Source organism: Sorangium sp. So ce204 (genome assembly GCF_051526795.1).
Classification (GTDB): Bacteria; Myxococcota_A; Polyangia; order Polyangiales; family Polyangiaceae; genus Sorangium; species Sorangium cellulosum_B.
Genome location: NZ_CP150317.1, coordinates 4,459,994 through 4,482,368, shown reverse-complemented (window position 1 = coordinate 4,482,368; position 22,375 = coordinate 4,459,994). Strand labels below are relative to the sequence as shown.

Here is a 22,375-nt window from a genome sequence, read left to right as displayed (position 1 = left end):
CCGAGCTCTCCACTCCTGTTCATGCAGCGTCGCCAGACTGGCGGTGAGAGCCGCGGACTCCCGGGCGACCTGGCCAGCTCCCTTCGCCCACGCCACGCTCACGCAGCTTTACGCCCTCTCGCGGATAGGGCACGTCCCCTTCCATGGAGGAGCCTCGACATCCGACCGACGCGCAGCCCCCCGCCCCCGAGCCCGAACCGCCGGAGTCGCTCGCGGCGCTCGTGCCGAAGCGGAGGCTCTGGCCGGTCTTCGCGGTGCTCGGCCTCGTGATCGCGGCGGCGGGCCTCCTCGCCTTCCGCTCGATGACGGCGACCGATCCGCTGCGCATCCTCGTGGCGATCGATCTCGACGGGACCTGGTGGGAAGGATCGCAGCCCGCGGCGAGGCTGGCCGACGAGCTCGGCGAGCACCTCGCGGAGCTCGGGTTCGATCCCGTGAAGGGCGGCGATCCGAAGGTGATGAAGGCGCTCGAGAGCGCCAAGGACCCGAAGGAGGCCGCGAAGGCGCTCGGCGCCGGCTTCATCATCGAGGCGCGCCTCGCGCCCGAGATCGTGGAGCACCCGATCAAGGAGGGTTACTTCGAGCTCCGGGTCGACGCGCCGGTGACGCTCACGTTCCTCGACAAGGGCACGTCGACCGAGCGGCGGATCCGCGGCTACTCCGGGGCGACGAAGAAGGACCGCGCCATGGCGCTGCTCGCGAACTCCATGGCGTCCCAGGCGCTCGACGCGGTGATCGCGCAGCTCATGGACCACCCCTCGGTGCGCGAGATCACGGAGGGATCGGACATCAAGCTGCTGGAGCGGCTGGCGTCGGCGCGCAGGTTCGTGAAGGACCGCGCCGCGAACCTCGACCGGGCCGCCGGCGCGTACGTCGCCCGCGCGAAGGAGATCGAGGCCGAGGAGCAGGGGCGCGTGACCTTCCTGTCGCCCCAGGCGGCGGAGGACCTGCTCGTGGGCACCGCCGAGGGCGGTTATTTCGTCAAGACGGCCGACGTCTCGGTGTTCCACTCGGTGAGGTCCAGGGACCTCGCCCGCAGCGAAGCGCTGGAGACGGTCGAGTGGCGGCCGCTCGCTCAACCGGCCGTCCCCACGACGGATCCCGGCGCGGTCAAGCCGATGTGGAGGGGTTATCACGTGTACTCGTACCCGTCGTCGCAGCGCGACGGCGACCGGGTCGCGCTGGTGGAGGACTTCTTCGGCTGGGCGAAGACCATCACGGTCGTCGACCGATCCGGGCAGAGCAAGCGCGTGCGCGTCGATCCGGAGCACCGCTTCGTCGACCCGAAGCTCGCGCCCGGCGGCAGGTTCGTGGCGGTCTACGATCGCCCGGAGGCGGACGCGCAGGCCGATCTGATGGTGCTCGACACCGACGGCGGCAAGGAGGTGTTCGGCCTCCACACCGAGAATGAGTCGCTCGGCGGGTTCGCGTGGCTCGACGAGACGAGGCTCGCGTTCGTCTACGTGCCCGACGCGTCGGAGGGCGACGCGCCGCACCTCGCGGTGGTCGACGTGGGCAAGCAGCCGCTGTCGATCGAGCGCCCGTTCCGCGCGAAGCCCGGGGAGGATCTGCGCAACCCGGCGGCGTCGAGCGACGGGACGAAGATCGTGTGCGTCGTCGACGGCGACGAGCCGGGGATCGCGGTCATCGACACGGCGACGTGGCGCCGGAAGGTGTACGCGGCCCCGGGCGGGGCTTCGTGGCCCGCGTTCTCGCCCGACGCCGCGCGCGTCGCGTTCGAGACGCGGGGCGCCGGCGGTACGGACATCGCGGTGCTGGCGCTCTCCACGGGCGAGATCAAGAAGCTGACGGTGGGCTCCGCGACGGAGCGGGTGCCGCGGTTCTCCGCCGATGGGAAGCGCGTGCTGTTCGAGGTGCGGTACCGCGACCCGGTGTTCCCGCAGAAGCGGTCGATCTCGCGCATCGCGAGCGCGGCGGTCGACCCGTGACCGCGCCCCTCCTCCCGCCGCAGCACGGCGCCAGCGCCCCGCAGAACGCCGGCGCCCCGCCGCCGGACGCCGCCGCTCCTCCCGGCGAGGAGAGCGCCGCGACCGCGATGTTCTACCGCATGTCGGCCGAGCGCCTCCGCGCGCGTTGCCTGTGGAGCGGCCTCGCGCTCGCGCTGTCGGCGCTGGTGCCGTACGAGGTCGCCTACGGCCACGGGATCTTCGTGTGGAGCGTGCTCCCCGAGCTCGCTCCCGCCGCCCAGGTCGCCGCGCTCGCGCCCGCGATCGCCGGCCTGTGGCTGCTCTTCCTCGGCGCGCGCACCGAGCGGCGCGCGGGCCTGCTCGTCGAGCGGCCGACGTCGCGCGCGATCGCCGTGCTCGCCGCGTTCGTGGCCGTGAACGTCGCCGTGTGGATCGGCCGCCGGAGCTCCGCGTGGGACATGCTGCCGCTGCCGGACAGCCTGCTGACGCGGCCGGCCCCGTTCCTCGCGGTCTTCGCGTTCACCGCGGCGGGCGTGGTGCTGCGCTTCCACGCCAGGGCGCGCAGGGGCGGCAGCGCGCTGCTCATCGCGTCGCTCGCCGCGGCGCTCGTCTTCTACCTCTGGCCGTCCCGCGGCGAGATCCCCGCGCAGACGATCGCGCGCGCGGCCGTGCTCGTCGCGACGCTGCCCGACGCCCGCTTCCAGCTCGGCTACGGCATGGTCCTGCTCTTCGTGCTCGGCCCGCTCGCGATCGCCCTGCTGGGCCTCGCGCACGCGCGCAGCGTGCCCCGGCGCGAGCACCCGGGCCTCGCGATCGCGGCCGTGTGGGCCATGCCGGGCCTCATGCTGCTCTTCGTGTACCGCGCGTTCCTCTCGGGCGGCTGGGGCGTCGAGGCGGGCACCGTCGCCTTCTTCGCGCTCCTGCTCGCCGCGGTCGTGGCGGCGCTCGCCTCCGCGATCGAGGTGCTCGCGCTCGGCGTGATGGTGCCCGAAGCCGAGCTGGAGCCAGGCATCGGGGCCAGCGCGGGCGGCGCCCGGCCGATCGTGGCGGCGGGCGCGGCCGCGGCCTCGGTCGCCGCGCTGCTGGGCGCCCTGCTCGTGCTCGGCCGCCCCGCGCCGAAGGGCGTCGACTGGAGGCTCGTCGCGCCCACGGCCGAATGGGACAGGGTGTACGGCGAGCTCTTGCCGAGCTGGGAGCGCGCGCGCATCGCCCGCGACGCACACGCGCGCAGCGGACGCGCGCAGGGCACGGGCGCGGAGGCGCAGGTGCTGACCAGGGCGCGCGGCCGCGAGATGCTCGCGGTCGCCAGGGCGCAGCCCGACGGCAAGGACGTCGCCGCGGCGCTCGCGACGCTGGCCGCTCAGGTGGACGATCTCGAGCTCTCCGGCCGCGCGTTCGGCCGGCTCGTCGCCGAGGCCAACGACGCGGCGCGACGCTCCGGGCTCGGGTACTACCTCGACGCGGCCGTCAATCTCAGCGTCTCGGCCGACGGCGCCACGCGGTGCTTCTACACAACGCCTTACCGGGTCAAGGAGGTCCACGCCTACCGCGTCGGCGACGACCGCTTCGCGACGCTCATCGTGGAGCCGATGACGGACGAGCGCCGTGTCCACCTCGGCTTCTCGCGCGACCAGGATCCCTTCGCGCTCGTCGTCGGCTCCGAGGTCCGGTCCTATGCCGAGCGGTTCGATCAGGAGAACGCGAGGTGCCACGCGGCGGCGGACGGCGCGGACGGCGCGGACGGCGCTCGCGCCGGCGCCCTCGCGCGCTGCGACGCCGCGCTCGCGAAGCTGCGCGGGCGCCTGGGCTCCACGCTCGAGCGGGCCGTGCTCGCCGGCACCGAGCGGCACGAGCTCCAGCACCAGATCGACGGCCCTCACCTGCCCCTCTCGCCCGCGGTGACCGAGCTGCTCGCCGGCTTCTCCGACGAGGCGCAGGACCGCGTGAGCCGCGAGCTCTCCGCGTACATCGCCGAGATGACGGCCGGCGACGCGCCGCCGCAGCTCACGCTCGTGCACCTGTTCCCCTTCGGCGTCGTGGCCCGCGGCGGCGCCGAGCACCGGGTGGCCACGCTCGTCCTCGAGACGCTCGCCGGGAGGAAGCTGCGCTTCGGCGCGCGGCAGGTCGATCCCGAGACGTACGCGCGGGCGTTCGAGGAGCAGGTCAGCCGCGGCGACGACGAGCTGCGCGAGGCCGCGCGGCGGGGCTACCGCGAGCACTTCGGGGTGGATCTGCAGGAGCCCGTGCGGGAGTGACCGCCCCTCTCGCCTGGAAGCGCCGCCGCCGCAGCCAGCCCCGCCTGGAAGCGCCGCCGCCGCAGCCGTCCCCGCTCGCCTGCGCGCCTCAGGGCAGGACGCGCGTCTCCCGCGCCGCCGACAGCGCCGCGCCGCCGGCCCACGGCTCCATCCGGTCTCCCAGCGAGGCGCGCACCTTCGCGACCTCGTCCCGTGTGATGGCGGGCGCGCTGTTCCCCCAGCTCGACCGGACGTAGGTGAGCACCAGCGCGACGTCCTCGTCCGACAGCGTGACGCCGAGGTTGGGCATCACGTCGTTGTAGAGCGCGCCGTTCACCTCCATCGGGCCGGCGGCGCCGAGCAGCGTGATCCGGATCGGCGTCTCCTTGTCCTCGAGCAGCCATGACGACCCGGTGAGGGGCGGATAACGTCCCGGCTTCCCCTCCCCCCTGGCCTGGTGACAGTTGGCGCACGAGCGATAATAGATCTTGCCGCCCTGGGCGAGGTCCTCGGCCGGGACGCCGGAGGCCGCCACGCGGCCCGTCGGCGTCCGGGCGTCCAGCTTCCGGAGGACCATCCACGGCAGCGCGAGCACGCCGAAGGCCACGATCAGCATGATCACCACGACGTGCGCCGTGCTCTGCGCTCCGTCTCGAGCGTCGTCGCGCTTGCTTGCTGGACCCACGGGGTGCTCCTCCGCCGCAGGTGAAGCGCACACGTCCGCGGCCGTCAAGGATCCCCTGACGCCCGCGGGCGCGCCTCGGCTCGGCGCGGCTACGCCGTCGCCGTGGCCACGGCGACCGCGGCGCTCTCGCTCCTCGCGGCGGCGGCGCGCGGCGCCTTCTTGCGGGTGACGCTGCGCCGGCCGTCGATGCTGACGGGCGCGTCCCCGTCCACCGTCACGCGGCGCACCACGCGGATCTGATCGCCGTAGTCGTTGATCGCGTAGTGCTGCGTGGCGCGGTTGTCCCAGACCGCCACGTCGCCCGCGGCCCAGCGCCAGCGGACGGTGTTCTCGAGGCGCGTGACGTGCTCCTGGAGCACCTGGAAGAGGTGCGCCGAGTCGTGGGACGAGACGCCGAGCAGCCGCTTGACGAAGTGGCCGAGCACGAGCGACCGCTCCCCGGTCTCCGGGTGGACGCGCACGACGGGGTGCTCGGTCTCGTACACGGTCGACGTGAACACCTCCTGATAGCGCCGCACGTCGTCCGCGGACGAGTTCGGCTTCCGCGCCTGGTAGTCGTACTCGTTGCTGTGGACCGCCCACAGCGTGTCCGCGAGCGCGCGCAGCGCGGGCGGCAGATCCTGGTACGCGGCGACCGTGTTGGCCCAGACGGTATCGCCGCCGTACGCCGGGATCACGAGCGCCCGGAGGATCGAGGCCCTCGGGTAGGCGTCCACGAACGTGACGTCGGTGTGCCAGGAGTTCGCGCGCCCGCCCTCCCGCGAGTCGAGCTCGTGGATGGTTTCGGTGCCATTGACCACGGGCACCGTCGGGTGCGCGACGGGCTTGGCGCCGAACAGCGTGGTGAGCGCCTCCTGCGAGGCGTCGTCGAGGTGGTGCTGGCCCCGGAAGAAGATGACCTTGTGTCGCAGCCAGGCTTTGCGGATCTCGCTCACGGTGGCGGCGTCGAGATCGGCGCTGAGGCGCACGCCGCGCACCTCCGCGCCGATCCGGCCAGCGACGGGGACGATCTCGAGGACGTTGTTGCTCTGGTTCTGTGTAGCGCTCATGCGGAGTTCTCCTCGTGGCAGAGAAAGCGAAAAGGGTGCTTGGATGGCGTCGCTGTGTGGTGGTCGGCTATCGACCTGTCACCTCAGTGCGACGCCGGTTTGTGTGCGATGGCGAAGAGGCGCTTCCCCTCGAGCCGGATGCCCTCGGGCGTCCGGAAGGCCTCGAGCTCGCGCTGGATGTCCTCGATGGCCTGGCTGCGCAGCGACTCGGGCAGGTGGCCGAGGAAGTTGCCGAACGAGCTCGCCTGGGAGAAGGCGATGGCGGCGCGCCCGTCCGGCTGATGGTGCACGTTCTCCTGGGCCTCGATCTTCTGCACGGTGAAGCCGGCGCCCCCGAGCAGCCCGGCGAGCTCCACGGCGGTGACCCAGTGGGGCGTCCCATCCCGGGACTCCGGATAACGCGCGTAGGGCTCGCGCGAGAGCACCTCCCGCTTGATGGCCTGCAGGCGGTTCGGGTGATCCTTCGCGCCCGTGGTGAGCCCGATCCGGCCCCCCGGCTTGAGCAGGCGGTGGATCTGCCGCAGCGGCTCGGTCTTCTCGGGGAGCCAGTGGAAGACGGCGTTGAGGTACACGACATCGAAGCTGCCGGAGGGGAGCCCGTCGAGCGCGTAGGCGTTGCCGACCTGGAAGGAGAGGTTCGCCTTCGCCTTCTGCTGGGCGATCTCCACGCGCAGCGGCAGCGGATCGATCCCGAGCACCTTCCCTGTCGGCCCGACGAGGCCCGCCACGTGCTCCGCGAGCAGCCCGGTCCCGCTGCCGACGTCGAGCACGTGATCGCCGGGGCGGACGCCGATCTCGGCGATCAGCCGCTTTCCATGGCGGAACTGCCGATCGGCGCTGCGCACCTCGTAGTCCTGCGCGAGCTGGGGCGTATCGAAAACGAGACTGAGACCACTCATGCGACGGCTCCGTGAAAAGGTTGTTTTCGGGCGCGCTCGGCGGGGTGACGGCCCGGGCGGCGCGCCACCGCGGGCCCGGGCGGCGCGCCGTCGTCGGCGTCGGCGTATCGCACGCGCCGTGCCAGGCATTTCCACGCGCTTCGGCCGGACATCGCGCGCCTGGTGCTGCGTCACGAGCACGCGGTCAGCAGCGCCTGCTGCCGAGGCCGCACCGCGCCCGCGCGAGCATCGCGGTCAGCAGCGCCTGCTGCCGAGGCCGCACCGCGCCCGCGCGAGCATCGCGCCGGAGCGGCTCAAGAGCGCGGCGGACAGGCCATGCGGGGTGTCCAGGCCGGGAACGATCCGGCGCTGGACGCGCGGTGTACAGCAAGGGTGGACCATTCGATAGGTTCACCTGTTTCAGAGGGCGCCCTGCCCTCATCGGGCTCTGTCGGCCCCACCGCTTCTGTCCGGCCGATCGTCGATTGATCGACGTTCACATCCCTGCGAACGCGGACGACCGGTGACCGGATGAAGCGCGCGGCGCGGGGGCGATGCGCGATGCGGCATGGCGAAGGCGCGACTCCACGCTCCCAAGCGCTCCTCTCCTGTGGCAGACTGCGCGCATGCTTTTTCATGTCGTGAGGAACGGTTCACTCGTCGGCGCGCTGCTGCTCGCGGCGGGATGTAGCTCGGGCGGCGGGCCGGCGCAGCCCGAGGGCGAAGGGGGGTCGGGCGCCACGGTGGGCAGCGGCGGATCGGCCGCGCAGACGAGCGGCGCAGGCGGCGCAGGCGGCGCTGGGGGCGCGAGCTGCGCAGAGTTCGCGATGCCCACCGACGTGGACTGCGCTGCGCCGCTCGACGGCGTGCTGCCGGTGGACCTGCGCTGTACGGGGCTTTACGGAAACTTCGATCAGCGCGAGCTCGCGTGCGGTGTGCTCGAGTACAAGCCTGCCGTGGAGCTCTGGAGCGACGGCGCCGAGAAGCGGCGCTTCGTGTCGATTCCGAAAGGGCAGCAGGTGGACACGAGCAATCCGGACGCGTTCATCTACCCCGAGGGGACGCAGTTCTGGAAGGAGTTCAGCGTGACGGGCGCGGGCGGCGCGCAGCGCCTCGCGGAGACTCGCCTCCTGCGCAAGACGGCCGCCGGCTGGGTCTACACGAGCTATGTGTGGTCCGAGGACGAGAAGCAGGCGATCCAGATGCAGAACGATTTCGGCGTGACCGATCTCTACGGCACCGGCCACACGGTGCCGAACCGCGATCAGTGCAAGGAGTGCCACGTCGGACGCGCCGATTACGTCCTCGGCTGGGACGCGCTGATGCTCGGCGCTGGGGCCCAGGGGATCTCGGCCGACACGCTGGTCGAGCTCGGGGTGATCGCGGACGCGAGCCATCTCGCCCTCACGATTCCTGGCAACGAGGTGGAGCGCCAGGCGCTCGGCTACCTGCACGCCAACTGCGGCGTGAGCTGTCACAACGACCTGCCCGAGGCGGCGGCCCACGATACGGGCCTGTACCTGCGGCTCGAGGCGGGCGAGCTCGGCGAAGTGATGGCCACGGACGCCGCCCGGACGGCCATCAACAAGCGCCCCGCGGAAAACGCGAAGTACGAGGGCCTCACGAACCCCGACCCGGCCAACTGGTACGACATCCGGCCGGGGGACCCGTCGCGCAGCTTGCTTGTCGCCCGCCAGGTGCTCCGCGGCTTCGAAGGGCAGATGCCGCGCATCGGGACGCACAAGGTCGACGAGACGGGCGTGGAGGTGGTCTCGCGCTGGATCCAGGAGATGAAGGAGACCTACCCTCCGCCTGGACCCTAGTACGGCCTGGCCCAGGTCCGTCTCCGGTTGCGTGCAAGGTAGTGCCGAGCTGCCCGCCCCAGGTCGCCTCACAGGCGGCAACCAAGCTTGTTCGGTCACGCTCAGGGCACGAAGCCCGCTCCCCCCACCATCGGTCACCGACGTCAACGTGAACATGAACGTTTACGTGGACGTGGAGTTGGACGTGGTCGTGGTCGTGGACGTCAACGGTAAGCCGTAAACGACCACGACCACGTTCACGTAAACGTAAACGTAAACGTTAGGATGTAGGAGAACGCGGCGCGAAGCGTGGTTAACGCCTATGCCACGGGGCGAGCAACGGAATCGATGTTCGGGATGCCAGGAGGGAGTCGGAGCGCCCCGGGCATCCTCTGACGCCTCGGGGTACGGAGCGGGGCGGGGCGGAGCGCACCGATTGCGCCCCCCGAGCCCCGAATGCCGCGAGGCCGGCAGCTCGGATTCCCGCCGACCTCAAGCGTTCGCCAGGATCAGGTCGGTCCCGGGGCGCCGTCCGCGATCCACTTGCGCAAGATCTCGAGCTGCGCCGCGCTGACGGTCGGCCCCCCCGTGCTGGGCGGCATCACGCCCGAGATGCACTGCGCCGTGGAGGACTGCTGGCACCCCGCGCCCTCCGCCTTGCCGGAAGCCTTGAGGTAGAGCCAGCTATTGTCGGGGTCGCCCGGGACGACGAGCTTGAACTGGCCGCCGCCGCGGGAGGCCACGTTGACCAGACCGTCGACGATCTCCTTGGAGCTGAGTCGGCCACCGAGCGACAGCCCCGCGTTGGGGCCCGACTCGGCGTGACAGCCGCTGCACAGGTTCGTCGCGCTCTCGAAGATGGGCCGCACCTTCTCGTGGAAGTATCCGGACTCGTCCGGCAAAGGCGCATTGGGATCCCTGACATCCTCGGGGTCCAGGTTCTCCTTGATGATCTTGATCTCGGTATCCATCTCGCGGCACTGCGCGACGAGATCGTCCGTCAACTTCTTGTCCGTCGGCAACATCCCCTTGGCGCGCCGGTACTTCTCCCACACGTTGTCGATCCAGCCGTGGAGCTTCCAGAACATGTAGTTGTCGATGTTCGCGTTGGTGTTGTTCACACCGTGCGTCGTGTTGCCCGGCCGCGCCCACTTGGCGTGCAGCACGAAGTGGAGCCCAACCCACGGCATGTTGGTCGCCCCCGCCAGCTTCTGCCCCACGTTGCACTGAAGCCAGAAGCCGAGCTCGCCTTCGTCCTTGAACCTCGCGAGGTTCTCGGGCTTGTCGATCTCATCGCCGATCTTCCCGGCTTCGAGGGCGGCCGAGTCCCAGTTCTTCCACGCGGAGCGCCACTGGGGCGGCACGTCTTCCGCCTTGGTCGGGAACTTGGTGAAGCCCTCGAACTGCTCGCTATGCTTGGGCCAGAGCTGCTTCAACGCCTGGATCATGTGGCGGTGAAACACAAGGAACTGATAACCGTCGCCGGCGGACTGACAGTTCTGATCCTTCGGGACCAGCTGCTTGAATTTGCAGATGCCGACCTTGCTCCCGGCGCCCCCGAAGTTGCAGGCGCGGATCGCGTGCCACTCGACGTGAGCGTCCTGCCACCTGTTTTCATACATCCAGTCCAGGACCTGGGGCTGCACCGTCGTATCGACGATGTCCGGACTGTTGTTGCCGGGCGGATAGAACTCCGCCGGGCCATCCTTCATGTTGGGATCCGAGTCGCTCGGGTGAGGCATGTACCCGCTCACGCAGTGGTCGTACGCAGGATGGTCCTCCGGACCGCCGCCGACACCGGCGCCTCCAGTGCCCGCGCCCGAGCCCGAGCCCGAGCCCGAGCCCGAGCCCGAGCTCGCCTGCGAGCCCGCGCCGGTGCCCGCGCCAGAGCCTGAGTTCACGCTCGATTGCGAGCCCGCGCCGCCCGTCCCGCCCGTCGCGTCGGGTCCTCCCGCGCCGCCCTCCGACGCGCCGCTCAACGAGTTGCCATCGTCACCGGCGCACGCGCCGAGCAACAACGCGGCCAGCGCGGCGAGCGTGGCCAGGCCCCGCCGGGGCGTACGGAGATCGGTTGCAGACACCTGGTGCTGGTCGATAAATCGCATGTCGCTCTCTCAGGCTCTCAGGCCGTTAGGCTCAGTCCGTCAGGCGCAACCCGCCTCGCCTCGGGCAGGTAACACAACTCTACCAGCGCCACGCGAGCTTCGTCAACGGTGTTAACGAACGTACTGTGCTCGTGTATTTATAAACTTGTGAACGATCACATGCAGACTGTGCAGTGAGGGCGGCCCTTTCGACGCGAGTTGACTCGGTGGCCAGGCCGTCGGCTTCAGATGTCGAGTCGAGCGAGGCGACCCGCCAGCGCCGGTGTCTCAGCGGACGTGGATATCCGGCTTCGGCGCCGCGGCCATCCCCTCCCCGATATGGAAGCTCGGGTGAGGCGGCTGGTTGTAGGCGCCGTTCTGCCACGAGATGGCAACGCGGTACTGCGGATCGTGCATCAGGGTGTAGATCCGGTTCGTCGCGACCTGGTTCGTGGTGAAGATGCGGATGGAATCGCCGCAGCGGAAGATCACCTCTTCACGCCAGTCGCCCAGGATGTCGGCGCTGAGCGTCGGCGTGCTCTTCGTGCCGTTGTTCGAGGCACACCCGGCGGCCGTGAAGTTCCCCCCTTGGCCGTCGGCCTGGCGGATGCCGTTGCCGTCGAGGAGCTCCCGGCTCAGGTCCGCGTCCCACCAGATGAGGAAGTTGCTCGACGCAGGGCGGCTCCCGACGCCATCGCCGTCCGAGCCGCGCAGCAGCTCGCTGTTGTTGACCCACGCCTCGCTGCCAGGGCTGCGCGGGTCGACGTCCGCCGCCACGCCCCGGCCAGGACCCTCCTCGCCGCCGTTGCCTGGCCCCTTCCAGAGGACCTCGCACGTGCGGGCGTCGCGCATGGCGTAGGCGGGCGCGTCGCCGCTCTCGTACGGCTGGAACACCTCGAGGCCAGGGCGCGACGGGATGTGATCCGTGACGTGCAGCGCGTCGCCGTGAGCGTAGTAGTCCACCGCGCAGAGGCCCGTGCCGTCGTCGTCGAACGTGGCGCCGCCGTTGATGATCTCCTGCTGCGGGTCGTCGTCCACGTTCGCGACGCTGATGGAGTGGCAGCCCTTGCCGCCGAACGCCTCGTTGGCGCGGCTCGAGCTGGAGTCGAACGTCCAGAGGTTCGAGAGCGCGCCGTCGCGGTAGTTCCAGGCCGAGAGCGTGGTGCGCGCGTAGTAGCCGCGCCCGAACACGACGCTCGGGCGCCCCGTGTCGTCGAGGAACGCGATGGTGCCGACGAAGCGGTCGACGCGGTTGCCGTAGCACTCGTTGTTGCCCCAGCTGCACGGGTCGCCGCGCCCGACCTTGAACTCGGTCGTGGCCAGCTCCGCGCCGGTGTCGCCGGCGAACACGGTGAGGTACTCCGGGCCGGTGAGGATATAGCCGTCGTTGTTGCGGTAATCCTTGGAATCGTCATCGCCGGCCGCGGGCCCCTTGCTCAGGTACTCGCCCCTCCCATCGCGCGTCCCCGGCGCCGTCTTGACGGCCACCTCCGCCTTCCCGTCGCCGTCGAGATCGTACACGAGGAACGGCGAGTAGTGCGCTCCGGCCCGGATGTTCACGCCGAGATCGATGCGCCAGAGCCGCTTGCCGTCGAGCGAGTAAGCGTCGAGGTAGGTCTTGCCGGTGCGGCCGGCCTTCGAGTTGTCCTGGAGGTTCGACGGATCCCACTTGAGGATGATCTCGTAACGCCCATCGCCGTCCACGTCTCCCACGCTGCCATCGCCGCTCGAGTACGTGTAGCCGTCCCCCGCGGGCGGCGGCGTCGTCGGGATGGACAGATATCCATCCTTCCACACGGGCGCGGACTCCGACTCGCCTTGCTCGACGCCGCCGACGACGGGCCGCACGGTGTAGACCGAGCTCGGAGAGCCGCCGCGGTCGACGAGGTTCGTGGAGTCCGCGAGCGGCGCGGCGTTGACCTTGGCGCCGTCGCGGTAGACGTTGAACGCGATGTCGTCGGGGTCGTAGCCGAACAGGCGAAAGCCCACGTACGTGCCGCCGTCCGTGGGCACGGCCACGACGCCGCGGTCGAGGTCTTCCATCTGCGCGAACCCCGTCGGCCCGCCGGCGCCCGCGCCGCCGCTGCCGGTCGCGGCGCTGGTCCCGGCGCCGCCGCTGCCGGTCGCGGCGCTGGTCCCGGCGCCGCCGCTGCCGGACGCGGCGCTGGTGCCCGCGCCGCTGCCGCTGCCGCTGGACGCCGCGCCTGTCGCGCCGCCGCCCGTCCCGGCGCCCTCCCCGCCGGCCCCGTCCGAGCCGGTTCCGGGTTCACCGCTCGATCCGCATGCCAGGTGAGCGGCAGCGAGCGAAAAGCAAATCAAGAAAATAGGTCGTCTCATGCATACCTCGCGCGGCCCCTCATCGTCCGGTCGGCGCCTCGCCTCCCGGCCGTGAGCGGAATGGTGGCCTCGTTTCTCACCCAGGTTGTGAGAGCAGGGCGAAGTCAGTCATGAGAATTGCACGGGACGCACGATTTCTCGGGCGTTGAAAATTTACCGCCACGCACCTGAGGACAACGGGCCCGACTGGCCCGAGCCCCTTCAGGGCAGCAGGTGCTCGCGCTCGAACGGTTCGCCGCGAGACCTGTTGTGGCGGGGATGGGGGCTCCTGCCGTGAAAGCACGCGGAGGCGCTCGCGGCGCCTCTAGAGCGACAAACGGGTTGAAACCACGAGAAAAAGCAGGAATTTCACAGGGAGGCGGGGAGGCGGGGAGCGAGAGACGGCAAGAGGGAGAGAATCATTTTTTTCTTCCTCCCCGCCTCCCCGCCTCCCTGTGAAAATTCTCCGGGTTTCAACGTGATCGTTGTTCTAGGTCTGCCGAGCGACCGTGAGGACGCGGAATGTCTGGTCGGCGGCGGCGCCCGGCTTGCGCCGGGAACCCCACCCCACCGCGGCCCGGTAGCTCCCGAGCAGCCCGGACGCCTCGAGGCGTCCCTCGTCCACGGCGGCCGGCCGCTCCGCTTCCGGGGCCACGTAGAGCGCGTCTACAGGGCAGTAGGCCTCGCACATGAAGCACGTCTGGCAGTCGCCCTGCCGGGCGATGACCGGCGCGCCGCCCGGGACGCGGTCGAACACGTCGGTGGGGCAGACCTCGACGCAGAGATTGCACCCGATGCACCGGGCATCGCTGACGAGCTCGATCATGGCGCCTGCGCCTCCGCCGCGGCCGCGCCGCGAGGCCTGCCGCACCTCCCGCCACAGCCCATCGAGCCTGTCGAGCGAGGCCACGAGCCCCCGCGCGGTGCGGAAGAGGTTCTTGTCGTACGGGAACACCTCGTCTTGCACCGACCGGATCACCCCCTCCGCGTCGAGCGGCCTCGTCCCGCCCGCCGCCGGGAGCGCGGCGCGGCCGGCCCCCTCGACGACCCGCCGGCCGGCGCGCGGGCCGACGCTGCGCGCGAACAGGGCGGCTCCCTCGCCGGCCCACTGGCCCGAGGAGATGGCCCAGGCAGCGTTGTGGCTGCCGCCGCCCGTGAATCCGCCGCAGATGAGCTCTCGCGTCGCGGCGTCGCCAGCGGCGTAGAGCCCCGGCGCCGATGTGGCGCAGCCGTGGCTGGTGATGCGGATCCCGCCCGTGCCGCGCACGGTGCCCTCGAGCCGCATCGTGACGGGGAACCGCTGCCGGAAGGGGTCGATGCCGGCGCGATCGAAGGGAAGGAAGAAGTTCGGCTGGGCCGTGCGCATCCACGCCTGAAGCGCCTCGTCGGCCTTGTCGAGCTGGGCGTAGACCGGCTGCGTGAGGAGGGTCTCCGCGATCACGGACCGGCCGCGCTGCGAGCCGGCCCCCTCGATGACGCGCCCGTCCTCGTAATAGAACGTCGCCCAGTTGTAGAAGAGGGTCTTCGTCACCGACGCGAAGGCCGGGGCGATCGCGTAGGCGTGTCGGCGCCCGCCTCGGCGGCCATCAGCCCTCCGTCGCCGGTGAGGACGTTGGTGCCGAGCGCCTTGCTCAGGAACGCGCAGCCGCCGGTGGCGATGACCACGGCCCCGGCCCTCACCACCCACCTGTGCCCGAGCTGCCGGCAGATGCCGGACGCCCCGGCGACCACGCCGCTCGCGTCGACGAGGAGCTCGATCGCGGGGCTGTGATCGAGGATGCGGACGCCCGCGAGCTTCACCCGCTTGCGCATGAGGCGCATGTACTCCGGGCCTTGCAGGCTGCGGCGGACGGGCTGCCCGCTGTCGTCGACAGGAAACGGATAACCCCAGGTCGCGAGGTCGTTCACGCTGGCCCACGTCCTGTCGAGCACGCGGTCCATCCAGCCCCGGTCCGCGAGGAAGCCGCCCAGCCCCTCTCGGCTGGCCTTGGCCGCCTCGCGCATCTCGGGGACCGGGGGCACGTACCACACGCCGACCCCCGAGGGCGCCGTGGCGCCGCTGCTGCCGCAATACCCCTTGTCCGCGAGCACGACGCGCGCGCCCTTCGCCGCCGCGGCGAGCGCGGCCCAGGTCCCGGCGGGCCCGCCGCCCAGCACCAGGACGTCGGCCTCCAGCGCCAGCGTGTCGCTCCCGTCGAGGACGCGTCCGACCTCGCCCTCAGGCTCCAGTTCCTCGCTCATGATGGGAAGGCTCCCTTGTTCAGGCCAGCTGCCTTGTCCGCCCCACTTCGCTTCGCTGTGATTGCGATTGCAGCCGACATGCCATGGCCCGTTTCCCCGCGTCGATCCGGCGGGCGGCGCCCTCGTTGCTGAAGAGACACCAGGGGCTGCTGCCCAGGTGCTGCTCCGGGCGCACCTCCGCGGCACCTCGAGCGCGCCAGGGCGGCCCGGGCCCGGCTACTGAAGCCGGAACCCCATCGCCAGCAGCGCCGCGCGCAGCCGGTCGCGCCCGCGCAGCGCCTGGGCCGACTCGACGCGCGCGGCCGAGTGGCGGCTCCAGCTCCCCTGCACGCCCATGCGCTCCTTCGCGTAGAAGCGGTCCATGAGCTGGTCGTAGGCCTCGATCGCGCCGACGGATCGCTCGAACGCGCCGTACTGCTCGTTGTGCAGGACGACCTCCCGCGGGAGCCGCGGCTTGATGTTCGCGGGGACGCTCGGATCGGGCCAGCCCACACACAGGCCGAACGTCGCGAACACCTGGGGCGGCAGGCCGAGCTCGGCCGCGACCGCTTCGGGGTGGTTCCGCAGCGCGCCGATATACACCGTGCCGAGGCCGAGCGACTCGGCCGCGACGAGCGCGTTCTGGGCCGCGAGCGCCGCGTCGACCACCGCCATGACGAACATCTCGAGGTAATCGAGCCCCTCGTGCCCCACGCCGCGGTGGCTCGCGACGTCGCCGAGCCGCCGCAGATCGGCGAGCCAGACCAGGAACAGCCGCACTCGCGGACATGCGCCTGGCCGCCGGCGAGCTCCGAGAGGCGCCGCCGCCGCTCGGCGTCCTGCACCGAGAGCACGCTCCAGAGCTGCAGGTTCGAGGAGCTCGGCGCCGACTGCGCCGCGGCCACGAGCAGATCGAGCGTGCCCTCCGGGAGCGGCTTCTGCGCGTACCGGCGCACCGATCGATGGCCGAGCAGCGACTCGATCACCGGGTTCCACTGCTCGAAGCGGGGCGCCGCCCCATCGCTTCCGTATCGCTCGCCAAGGTGCTCGAGGGCGCGGTTGCTCATCGGATCTGCTCCTTCCAGACTCATCCAATAAAACGGATGAGTATTCCGCAAAAACGGACATGTCAACAGCGCGCGCACAGCTGCGCTCCAGGTGTGGCGAAAAAGCGGAAGGTGACGAGCTCCGCTGCCTCGTTTTCGGCGCATGCGGGCCTGATTTCCGCGGCCCGATCGCGCTCAGGGCGGTTGTTCGCCGGCGATGGCCCGGTCCTGGCTTTGCGCCACGATCATGAAATATTCCGTTGTAGCCATAGCCGGGGTTGGCCTCGCCGTGCTCACGACGGGGTGTGGCAAGGAGGAGCGTGCGCTCGCGGAGGAGCGCTCGGCGCAGCCGGCGGTGGTCGACGTCGACAGGCGCGTGGTCGATCCGCCGCCCGTGGCGACCGAGCTGGCGGTGCCCGGCGATCTGCCGGCGTTCGTCGTCACCGGGCCGGGCGGCGCGTGTCCGCGGATGGTCTTCCTGCACGGCATGTGCGGGCACGGGCTCGGCTACGTGCAGGCCATGCCGAAAGCTGCGCGGGAGCACGGCGGGGTGCTCGGGCTCCAGGGCAACGTCCCGTGCGGAGCCGACGGCGTGTTCAGCAGGTACTCGCCCGACCCCGAGGAGCAGGACGGTCGCATCCGGGCCGCCCTCGCGGCGTGCGGCGGCGAGGCGGAGGACCTCGTGCTCATCGGCACGTCACAGGGGGCGTACATCGGGGAGCGGCTCGCGGAGCGCTGGCCGGAGCGGTACGCGCGGCTCGTGCTGATCGGCGCGCCCACGACGCCCTCGGCGGCGCGGCTCCGGGGCATCCGGGGCGCGGTGATGATCAGCGGCGAGCTCGACGCGAAGCACCGCATGAAGGAGGGCGCGAGCGGCCTCGTGGCGGCGAAGATCCCCGCGATTTACCGGGAGATGCCCGGCGCGCACCACGGCGAGATGCCGGACGCCGAGCGGGTGATGGACGAGGCGCTCGACTGGCTCGACGCGAACGCGCTGCCGCCGCGCCGCCCGGCGCTGCCATGAGCGCCGCGCTGCCCCCCGGGCGATCTGCTCGGCGAGCTCGACCAGCTCTTCCTCGACGCCTACGCCGCGCGCCGGGAGGCCGTGCTCGCCAGCATCGAGCCGCGCTCCTCGACGAGGCGAGCGCGGCCGGCGGCGTCGCGCCCGAGGCGCTGGCCGCGTTCACGCGCGCGCAGACCGAGGACGTCCTGCGCAACGCCGAGGACGCGGCGCGCGGGGCCCGGGCGGCGCGCCGCCGGCTCACGCCGACGTGATCCCCCCCGTCGCGCCCGTGGCGCCCCGCGGCTCGCCCTCTCCCCCGAGCGCCACGCGCGCCCGCGGGAGGTACCGCCCGCCCTCCAGCGACGTCAGCCACTTGACGAGCCCCTCGCGCACCACGCAGCGCAGGTCCCAGAGCTTGCCGGCCTCGGAGGCCGAGACCAGCGCCCGGAGCGCGATCGTCTGCGCCGTCGCGTCGACCACGACGAGGCCTGCGACCTTCCCGTCCCAGTTCGCGTCGGCGGCGCACAGCCGCGCGACCTCCGCGCGCATCTCGTCGACCGGAACCGTGTAGTCGGCGTGGACGAAGACCGTGCCGAGCAGATCCGGCGACACCTTCGTCCAGTTCTGGAACGGCTTCTCGAGGAAGTAGGTGATCGGCACGACGAGCCGGCGCAGATCCCAGACCTTCACGACAACGAACGTCAGCGTGATCTCCTCGATCCAGCCCCACTCCCCCTCGACGATCACGGTGTCGCCGATGCGGATCGGCTGCGAAAAAGAGAGCTGCAGGCCGGCGAGCAGCGTGGCGATCGACTTCTGCGCCGCGAAGCCGACGACCACGCCGGCGATGCCGGCGGAGGCGAGCAGCGAGACCCCGACCTTCCGGACCACGTCGAACTGGAGGAGCATCAGCGCGACGGCCACCACGCCCACGAGCACGTTGGCGATGCGCCGCAACATGGCGACGCGGGTCTTGCTGCCCCGGACGAGCGCCATGTCCGCGGCGCTCGCGGTCAGGCGCTCGGTCACCGTGTCGCCGGCGAAGCGCACGATGCACGTCGTGAGCCACGCCGCGGCGGCGATGAGGAGGGTCTGGAGGAGCGTGTCGACGACCTCCTGCGCCGGGGCGGCCAGGCGCAGCGGCCTGACGAGGCCGCTCGCGAGCGCCAGCGTCAAGAGCGCGCGCAGCGGCGTCCGGATCCCGTCGAGGAGACGGTCGTCCCATTGCACCTCCGTCCGCCGCACGAGCCTGCCGACGGCGACGGAGACGAGGCGGCCGAGCAGCAGGCCGCCGAGCGACGACGCGGCGATCGCCGTCACGAGGCCGAGCCACTGCCAGGCGGCGAGCCCCAGGAAGCGCACCCGGGAGAGCACCGCCGGCAGCCGCTCGGCGATCGGCCCCGGACCGAACGCCTCGTGGAGCTCGGGCACGGCCGCGACCGTCGATCGCGAGACGAGCCAGATCGGCGCGCCGCCCGGGCCGGCCGCGCGGCTCATGACGATCGGGATCGCGGTGTCCCCGAGCGGGATGCGCCCGACCTCGTCGCGGCCGGGCCCGTCGGCCGGGGCGCCCTCGGGCTCGTCCGAGAGCTCCTCCCACACGTTCCAGAACCGCTGATCGAGGACGAACGTGAGCTGCGCGGCGAGCTCGGGCCCGCGCTCCGCCTGCGCGGCGCGCGGGATGGCGGACAGGTCGAGCGCGTACGCCGCGACGTCGTGGCGCCCCTCGCGCGCGGCGTCGACGAGCAGCCGCAGGGCGCGCCGGGGCGTCGAGCGGTCCGCATCCGCAGGCGCCGGCGGCAGGCCGTCCTGCGGCCCCGCGGCGGCGCGCGTCGAGATCATGAGCAAGGCGACCAGCAGCGCGAGCAGCGCCGCCATCGCGATCCCCGTTCGGGTTCGCTTCACTTCGTCAATCTCCGGGATCTGGTACCGAGCGCGCGGCGGCGGGACACGCGCGCGTCCCGCGCCGAACCGGCCGGGATGCTTCGCGCAGATTGCTTTGAAGTCAAACAAACTCGAGCGCGCCGCCGACCGCGGTCACCCCGGCGGCGCGCCGCCGCCGACCGCGGTCACCCTGGCGGCGCGCCGCCGCCGACCGCGCTCCGGCACCGCTCGACGTCTTCCCAGAACGTCGGATACGTCTTCGCCACGCAGGCGGGGTTCTCGATCGTCACCCCGGGCCGGCACAGCCCCAGGATCGCGAAGCTCATCGCCATGCGGTGGTCGCTGTAGCTGTGCACGAGCGCGGGCGTCAGCGGGCGCGGCTCGATGCGCAGCCAGTCGTCGCCGTGCGTCACCTCCTGCCCGAGGCGGCGGAGCTCGGCGACCGTCGCCGCGAGGCGGTCCGTCTCCTTGATCCGGATGTTCGCCACGTTCCGGATCGTCGTCGGCCCGTCGAGCAGCGGCGCGATCGCCGCCAGCGTCATCACCGTGTCCGAGATGTGGTGCATGTCGACGTCGATGCCGCGCAGGCGCCCGTCGCTGCGCACCGTGGTGGCATCGGCCTGCCGGCTCACGCGCGCGCCCGCCTGCTCCAGGAGCTCGACGAACCGGTAGTCCCCCTGCAACGCCCCCTCGGCAAGCCCTGGCACGGTGATGGAGCCGCCCGCGGCCGCGGCGAGCGCGAACGGATAGCTCGCGGACGACGCGTCGGGCTCGATCGGGTACGCCCGCGGGCGGTACCCCGCGGCGGGATGGACCGTGAACCCGCCCGCGGCCTCGTCGATGCGACCGCCGAAATCCGCGACCATGCGCCGCGTGATCTCGACATAGGGGCGACTGACCAGCTCGCCGGCCACGCGCAGGTCGATGGCGGACTCGGCGAAGGGGCCGGCCATCATCACGGCCGAGAAGTACTGGCTGGAGCGATCGCCGCGCATCGTCAGCGTGCCGCCCTTCAGCCGGCCGCCCCGGATCCGGAGCGGCGGGCACCCGGTCGCGCACTCCACGTCCGCCCCGAGCTGCCTCAGCCCGTCGACGAGATCGGCGATTGGGCGCTTCGCCATGTGCTCGTCGCCGACGAGCACCACCTCGCCGGGCACGAGGCACGCGAGCGCCGCCAGGAAGCGCACCGTGGTGCCGCTGTTCCCGATGAACAGCTCGCGCTCCGGCGCGCGCAGCCGGTGCCGCCCGCCCTTCACCACCAGCGTCGTCGGCCCGGCGTCCTCGATCCCGATCCCCAGCGCTTCCAGGGCGGACCGCATGTGCCGCGTGTCGTCGCTATGGAGCACCCCCTCCAGCGTGCTCTCACCGTCGGCGAGCGCAGCCAGCACGAGCGCGCGGTTCGTGATGCTCTTCGAGCCAGGGACCCGCCAGCTCAGATCCGGCGGTGAGGACAGCGGGGTGATGGGCAGAGGACCGGCAGGGATCATGAGGGCGGCGGACTATAGCGGCGCGCTTCTTCGTGCGCCACGGGCTCATCGCGTCGCGCGACGGAGCCCGGATCACACGAATCTTCGCGCCGCCGCGCCGCCGCGCCTCACTGCGGCGCGTACGCCTTGAACTCGCCGCTCGCGTGCAGCAGCGCCATGAAATACAGCATGCCGTCGTAGTAACGGTACTGCCCGCTCGGGGGAGCGAGGTCCCAGAGCGCCTGGACGAAATCGGCGGACCGCGGGTCTTTGGCCGCCAGGCTGGCGACGGCGTTCATCGCGACGAGCCCCGAGGAGTGGTCGGCGCTCAGCGCCTCGCCGTCGAGGGTGAACTGGTTCCCGTACTCCGCTCCTTGCGCCTCGAAGAACGCCTGGATCCGATCGCTGAGCTCCTGCTGGCGCTCATCCTTGGCCCACCACGCCCAGTCGACGGACCAGTTCATCGCGGTGCGCCACGCGTCGAAGCGGAAGTCCACGGACTCGGGCTTCCAGGACGCCGCCTTGGGCGTGCCGTCGAAATTCGCGTAATCGGGCGTGAGCCCCGTCTCCGGGTGGGCCGCGAGGTGGAAATAGCCGCGGCTCACCTCGGCCGCCTCGCTCCAGAAGGCGCGGTCCGCCTCCGGACCGTACTTGGCCCAGATCTCGTAGAAGGCCGGCAGGTGATAGGACGGATCGGTGTGGTCCCCGTTGGTCTCGAAGTTCCCCGTGTCCGGCGTGAAGCGGATCTGGTGGTTCTCGGTGTTGAAGAGCGTCGACCCGGTCGTCGTGCGCGTCTCGCCGTTCCCGAAGGACTCCCCGGTGATCTCCGGTCGGTTCTTCATCAGGTCGAGCAAGCGATCCGCCTCCGCCCGGTAATTGTAGATGCCCTCGCCATTGCCCCAGCGCCCCGACGCGAAATAGAGCGCCGTCGCGAAGTACTCCTCGCCGTCCGGCGCCGGCATCTCGTCGAGCGGGGTGCCGTCGAAGCTCATCTGCCACGAGAAATACCCGTACGCCGGGTGCGTCTCGTCGGCGTGGAACATGTAGGTCTTCGCCCAGTTCCAGAGCGCGTTGAACTCCGCCTGATGGTCTGTCTGGACGGCGATCATCATGCCGTAGCTCATGCCCTCCGAGCGCACGTCCTCGCTCGCGATGTCGCGGATCTGCGCGAGCGGGCCGTTGTCGTTCTCCTCTTGCTCGAAATAGACGGCCTCTTCGGCCGGATCCCCCTTGAAGAGATGGTCCCAGGCGGCCGCGATCTTGGCATTCACCTCGTCCTGCGTGCGCCCGTTCTCGACGAAGAGGTTGCGGTACTCGCCCGTATCGACAGCCCCGCTCCCGCCAGGCGTCGACGCGCCGCCCCCACCGTCGCCGCCCCCGCCCCCGCCCCCGCCCCCGCCTCCGCCATCGGCAGAGCCGCCGGTCCCCCCTGCCCCGCCCGTGCCCGAAGACACGCTCCCTGCACCGCCGGAGCCACCGTCGTCATCGCCGCACGCGACGGCCGCCAAGAGCAGACCCACCGAGAGAAACCGCAGCGAATTCCGATTCATAAGATAGACCTCCTGGTGACGAAGCCCAGCGTGATCCCCGTGGATCGGGCACCGTTCAGGCCGCCTCGCCGTGCAGGACACGCCATGATCCGACGCGCGCAACAGCGCCGCGGCTTGGTTGCGAACACCCCAGCTCAGGACGAACGCGGTTTGACAGTGAGGCTCACGACCGCGTACGCGAGAGCGCCCGGGGCGTCACGCGATGAACAGTGACCATGGAATAATTGTGG

General features: G+C 71.3%; 13 protein-coding genes and 2 pseudogenes. 4 read left to right on the top strand and 11 right to left on the bottom strand.

From position 1 onward, the window contains the following. The first annotated feature begins 143 nt into the window (after positions 1 to 143). Positions 144 to 1,949, top strand: coding sequence for a hypothetical protein (locus WMF22_RS16700; RefSeq protein ID WP_438036337.1), 1,806 nt, complete (start codon positions 144 to 146; stop codon positions 1,947 to 1,949). Further along, positions 1,946 to 4,183, top strand: coding sequence for a hypothetical protein (locus WMF22_RS16695; protein WP_438036336.1), 2,238 nt, complete (start codon positions 1,946 to 1,948; stop codon positions 4,181 to 4,183). Before WMF22_RS16700 ends, WMF22_RS16695 begins: the two co-directional genes overlap by 4 nt. 88 nt (positions 4,184 to 4,271) lie before the next feature. Here WMF22_RS16695 and WMF22_RS16690 read toward each other — a convergent pair whose 3' ends face one another. The 3 genes from WMF22_RS16690 to WMF22_RS16680 form a co-directional block, all read right to left on the bottom strand. Then, positions 4,272 to 4,847 (bottom strand): c-type cytochrome, encoded by a 576-nt coding sequence (locus WMF22_RS16690; RefSeq protein ID WP_438036335.1) that lies wholly within the window; start codon positions 4,845 to 4,847, stop codon positions 4,272 to 4,274. 89 nt (positions 4,848 to 4,936) lie between these two features. Continuing rightward, positions 4,937 to 5,896, bottom strand: a complete 960-nt coding sequence (locus WMF22_RS16685; protein ID WP_438036334.1) for a TauD/TfdA dioxygenase family protein — start codon at positions 5,894 to 5,896, stop codon at positions 4,937 to 4,939. Between the two features lie 83 nt (positions 5,897 to 5,979). Then, a complete protein-coding gene (locus WMF22_RS16680; protein WP_437300054.1) occupies positions 5,980 to 6,795 on the bottom strand; it encodes a class I SAM-dependent methyltransferase in 816 nt (271 codons plus the stop codon). Positions 6,796 to 7,415: 620 nt separating this feature from the next. Between WMF22_RS16680 and WMF22_RS16675 the strand changes: the two genes are divergently transcribed. Further along, positions 7,416 to 8,597 (top strand): hypothetical protein, encoded by a 1,182-nt coding sequence (locus WMF22_RS16675; RefSeq protein WP_438036333.1) that lies wholly within the window; start codon positions 7,416 to 7,418, stop codon positions 8,595 to 8,597. Positions 8,598 to 9,085: 488 nt separating this feature from the next. Here the strand turns inward: WMF22_RS16675 and WMF22_RS16670 are convergent, their stop codons facing one another. The 5 genes and pseudogenes from WMF22_RS16670 to WMF22_RS16650 form a co-directional block, all read right to left on the bottom strand. After that, on the bottom strand, positions 9,086 to 10,681 hold the full coding sequence (locus tag WMF22_RS16670; RefSeq protein ID WP_438036332.1) for a hypothetical protein: 1,596 nt from the start codon (positions 10,679 to 10,681) through the stop codon (positions 9,086 to 9,088). 267 nt (positions 10,682 to 10,948) lie between these two features. Further along, a complete protein-coding gene (locus WMF22_RS16665; protein WP_437300051.1) occupies positions 10,949 to 12,997 on the bottom strand; it encodes a rhamnogalacturonan lyase in 2,049 nt (682 codons plus the stop codon). 469 nt (positions 12,998 to 13,466) lie between these two features. Next, positions 13,467 to 13,802, bottom strand: coding sequence for a 4Fe-4S binding protein (locus tag WMF22_RS16660; protein WP_438037260.1), 336 nt, complete (start codon positions 13,800 to 13,802; stop codon positions 13,467 to 13,469). A 33-nt stretch (positions 13,803 to 13,835) separates the two neighbouring features. Continuing rightward, positions 13,836 to 15,217, bottom strand: a pseudogene (locus WMF22_RS16655) (FAD-dependent oxidoreductase); the annotation flags it as partial. Between the two features lie 216 nt (positions 15,218 to 15,433). Next, positions 15,434 to 16,263 (bottom strand): annotated as a pseudogene (locus tag WMF22_RS16650) (NADPH-dependent oxidoreductase). Between the two features lie 226 nt (positions 16,264 to 16,489). On the opposite strand from WMF22_RS16650, the gene WMF22_RS16645 reads away from it, so the two are divergent. Continuing rightward, a complete protein-coding gene (locus WMF22_RS16645) occupies positions 16,490 to 17,266 on the top strand; it encodes an alpha/beta hydrolase (protein WP_438036331.1) in 777 nt (258 codons plus the stop codon). A gap of 237 nt (positions 17,267 to 17,503) precedes the next feature. Here the strand turns inward: WMF22_RS16645 and WMF22_RS16640 are convergent, their stop codons facing one another. The 3 genes from WMF22_RS16640 to WMF22_RS16630 form a co-directional block, all read right to left on the bottom strand. Continuing rightward, a complete protein-coding gene (locus WMF22_RS16640) occupies positions 17,504 to 19,150 on the bottom strand; it encodes a mechanosensitive ion channel family protein (RefSeq protein WP_438036330.1) in 1,647 nt (548 codons plus the stop codon). 164 nt (positions 19,151 to 19,314) lie between these two features. Beyond that, positions 19,315 to 20,616: a 3-phosphoshikimate 1-carboxyvinyltransferase gene (gene aroA, locus WMF22_RS16635; RefSeq protein ID WP_438036329.1), complete on the bottom strand. Its 1,302-nt coding sequence runs from the start codon at positions 20,614 to 20,616 to the stop codon at positions 19,315 to 19,317. 107 nt (positions 20,617 to 20,723) lie between these two features. Next, a complete protein-coding gene (locus WMF22_RS16630; protein ID WP_438036328.1) occupies positions 20,724 to 22,145 on the bottom strand; it encodes a glycosyl hydrolase family 8 in 1,422 nt (473 codons plus the stop codon). Positions 22,146 to 22,375 lie beyond the last annotated feature (230 nt).

What these genes read in the sequence shown, in the direction of transcription:
- WMF22_RS16700 (WP_438036337.1), top strand. Translation starts at nt 144, where the DNA reads ATGGAGGAGCCTCGACATCCGACCGACGCGCAGCCCCCCGCCCCCGAG.
- WMF22_RS16685 (WP_438036334.1), bottom strand. Translation starts at nt 5,896, where the DNA reads ATGAGCGCTACACAGAACCAGAGCAACAACGTCCTCGAGATCGTCCCC.
- WMF22_RS16680 (WP_437300054.1), bottom strand. Translation starts at nt 6,795, where the DNA reads ATGAGTGGTCTCAGTCTCGTTTTCGATACGCCCCAGCTCGCGCAGGAC.
- WMF22_RS16670 (WP_438036332.1), bottom strand. Translation starts at nt 10,681, where the DNA reads ATGCGATTTATCGACCAGCACCAGGTGTCTGCAACCGATCTCCGTACG.
- WMF22_RS16665 (WP_437300051.1), bottom strand. Translation starts at nt 12,997, where the DNA reads ATGAGACGACCTATTTTCTTGATTTGCTTTTCGCTCGCTGCCGCTCAC.
- WMF22_RS16660 (WP_438037260.1), bottom strand. Translation starts at nt 13,802, where the DNA reads ATGATCGAGCTCGTCAGCGATGCCCGGTGCATCGGGTGCAATCTCTGC.
- WMF22_RS16645 (WP_438036331.1), top strand. Translation starts at nt 16,490, where the DNA reads ATGAAATATTCCGTTGTAGCCATAGCCGGGGTTGGCCTCGCCGTGCTC.
- aroA (WP_438036329.1), bottom strand. Translation starts at nt 20,616, where the DNA reads ATGATCCCTGCCGGTCCTCTGCCCATCACCCCGCTGTCCTCACCGCCG.
- WMF22_RS16630 (WP_438036328.1), bottom strand. Translation starts at nt 22,145, where the DNA reads ATGAATCGGAATTCGCTGCGGTTTCTCTCGGTGGGTCTGCTCTTGGCG.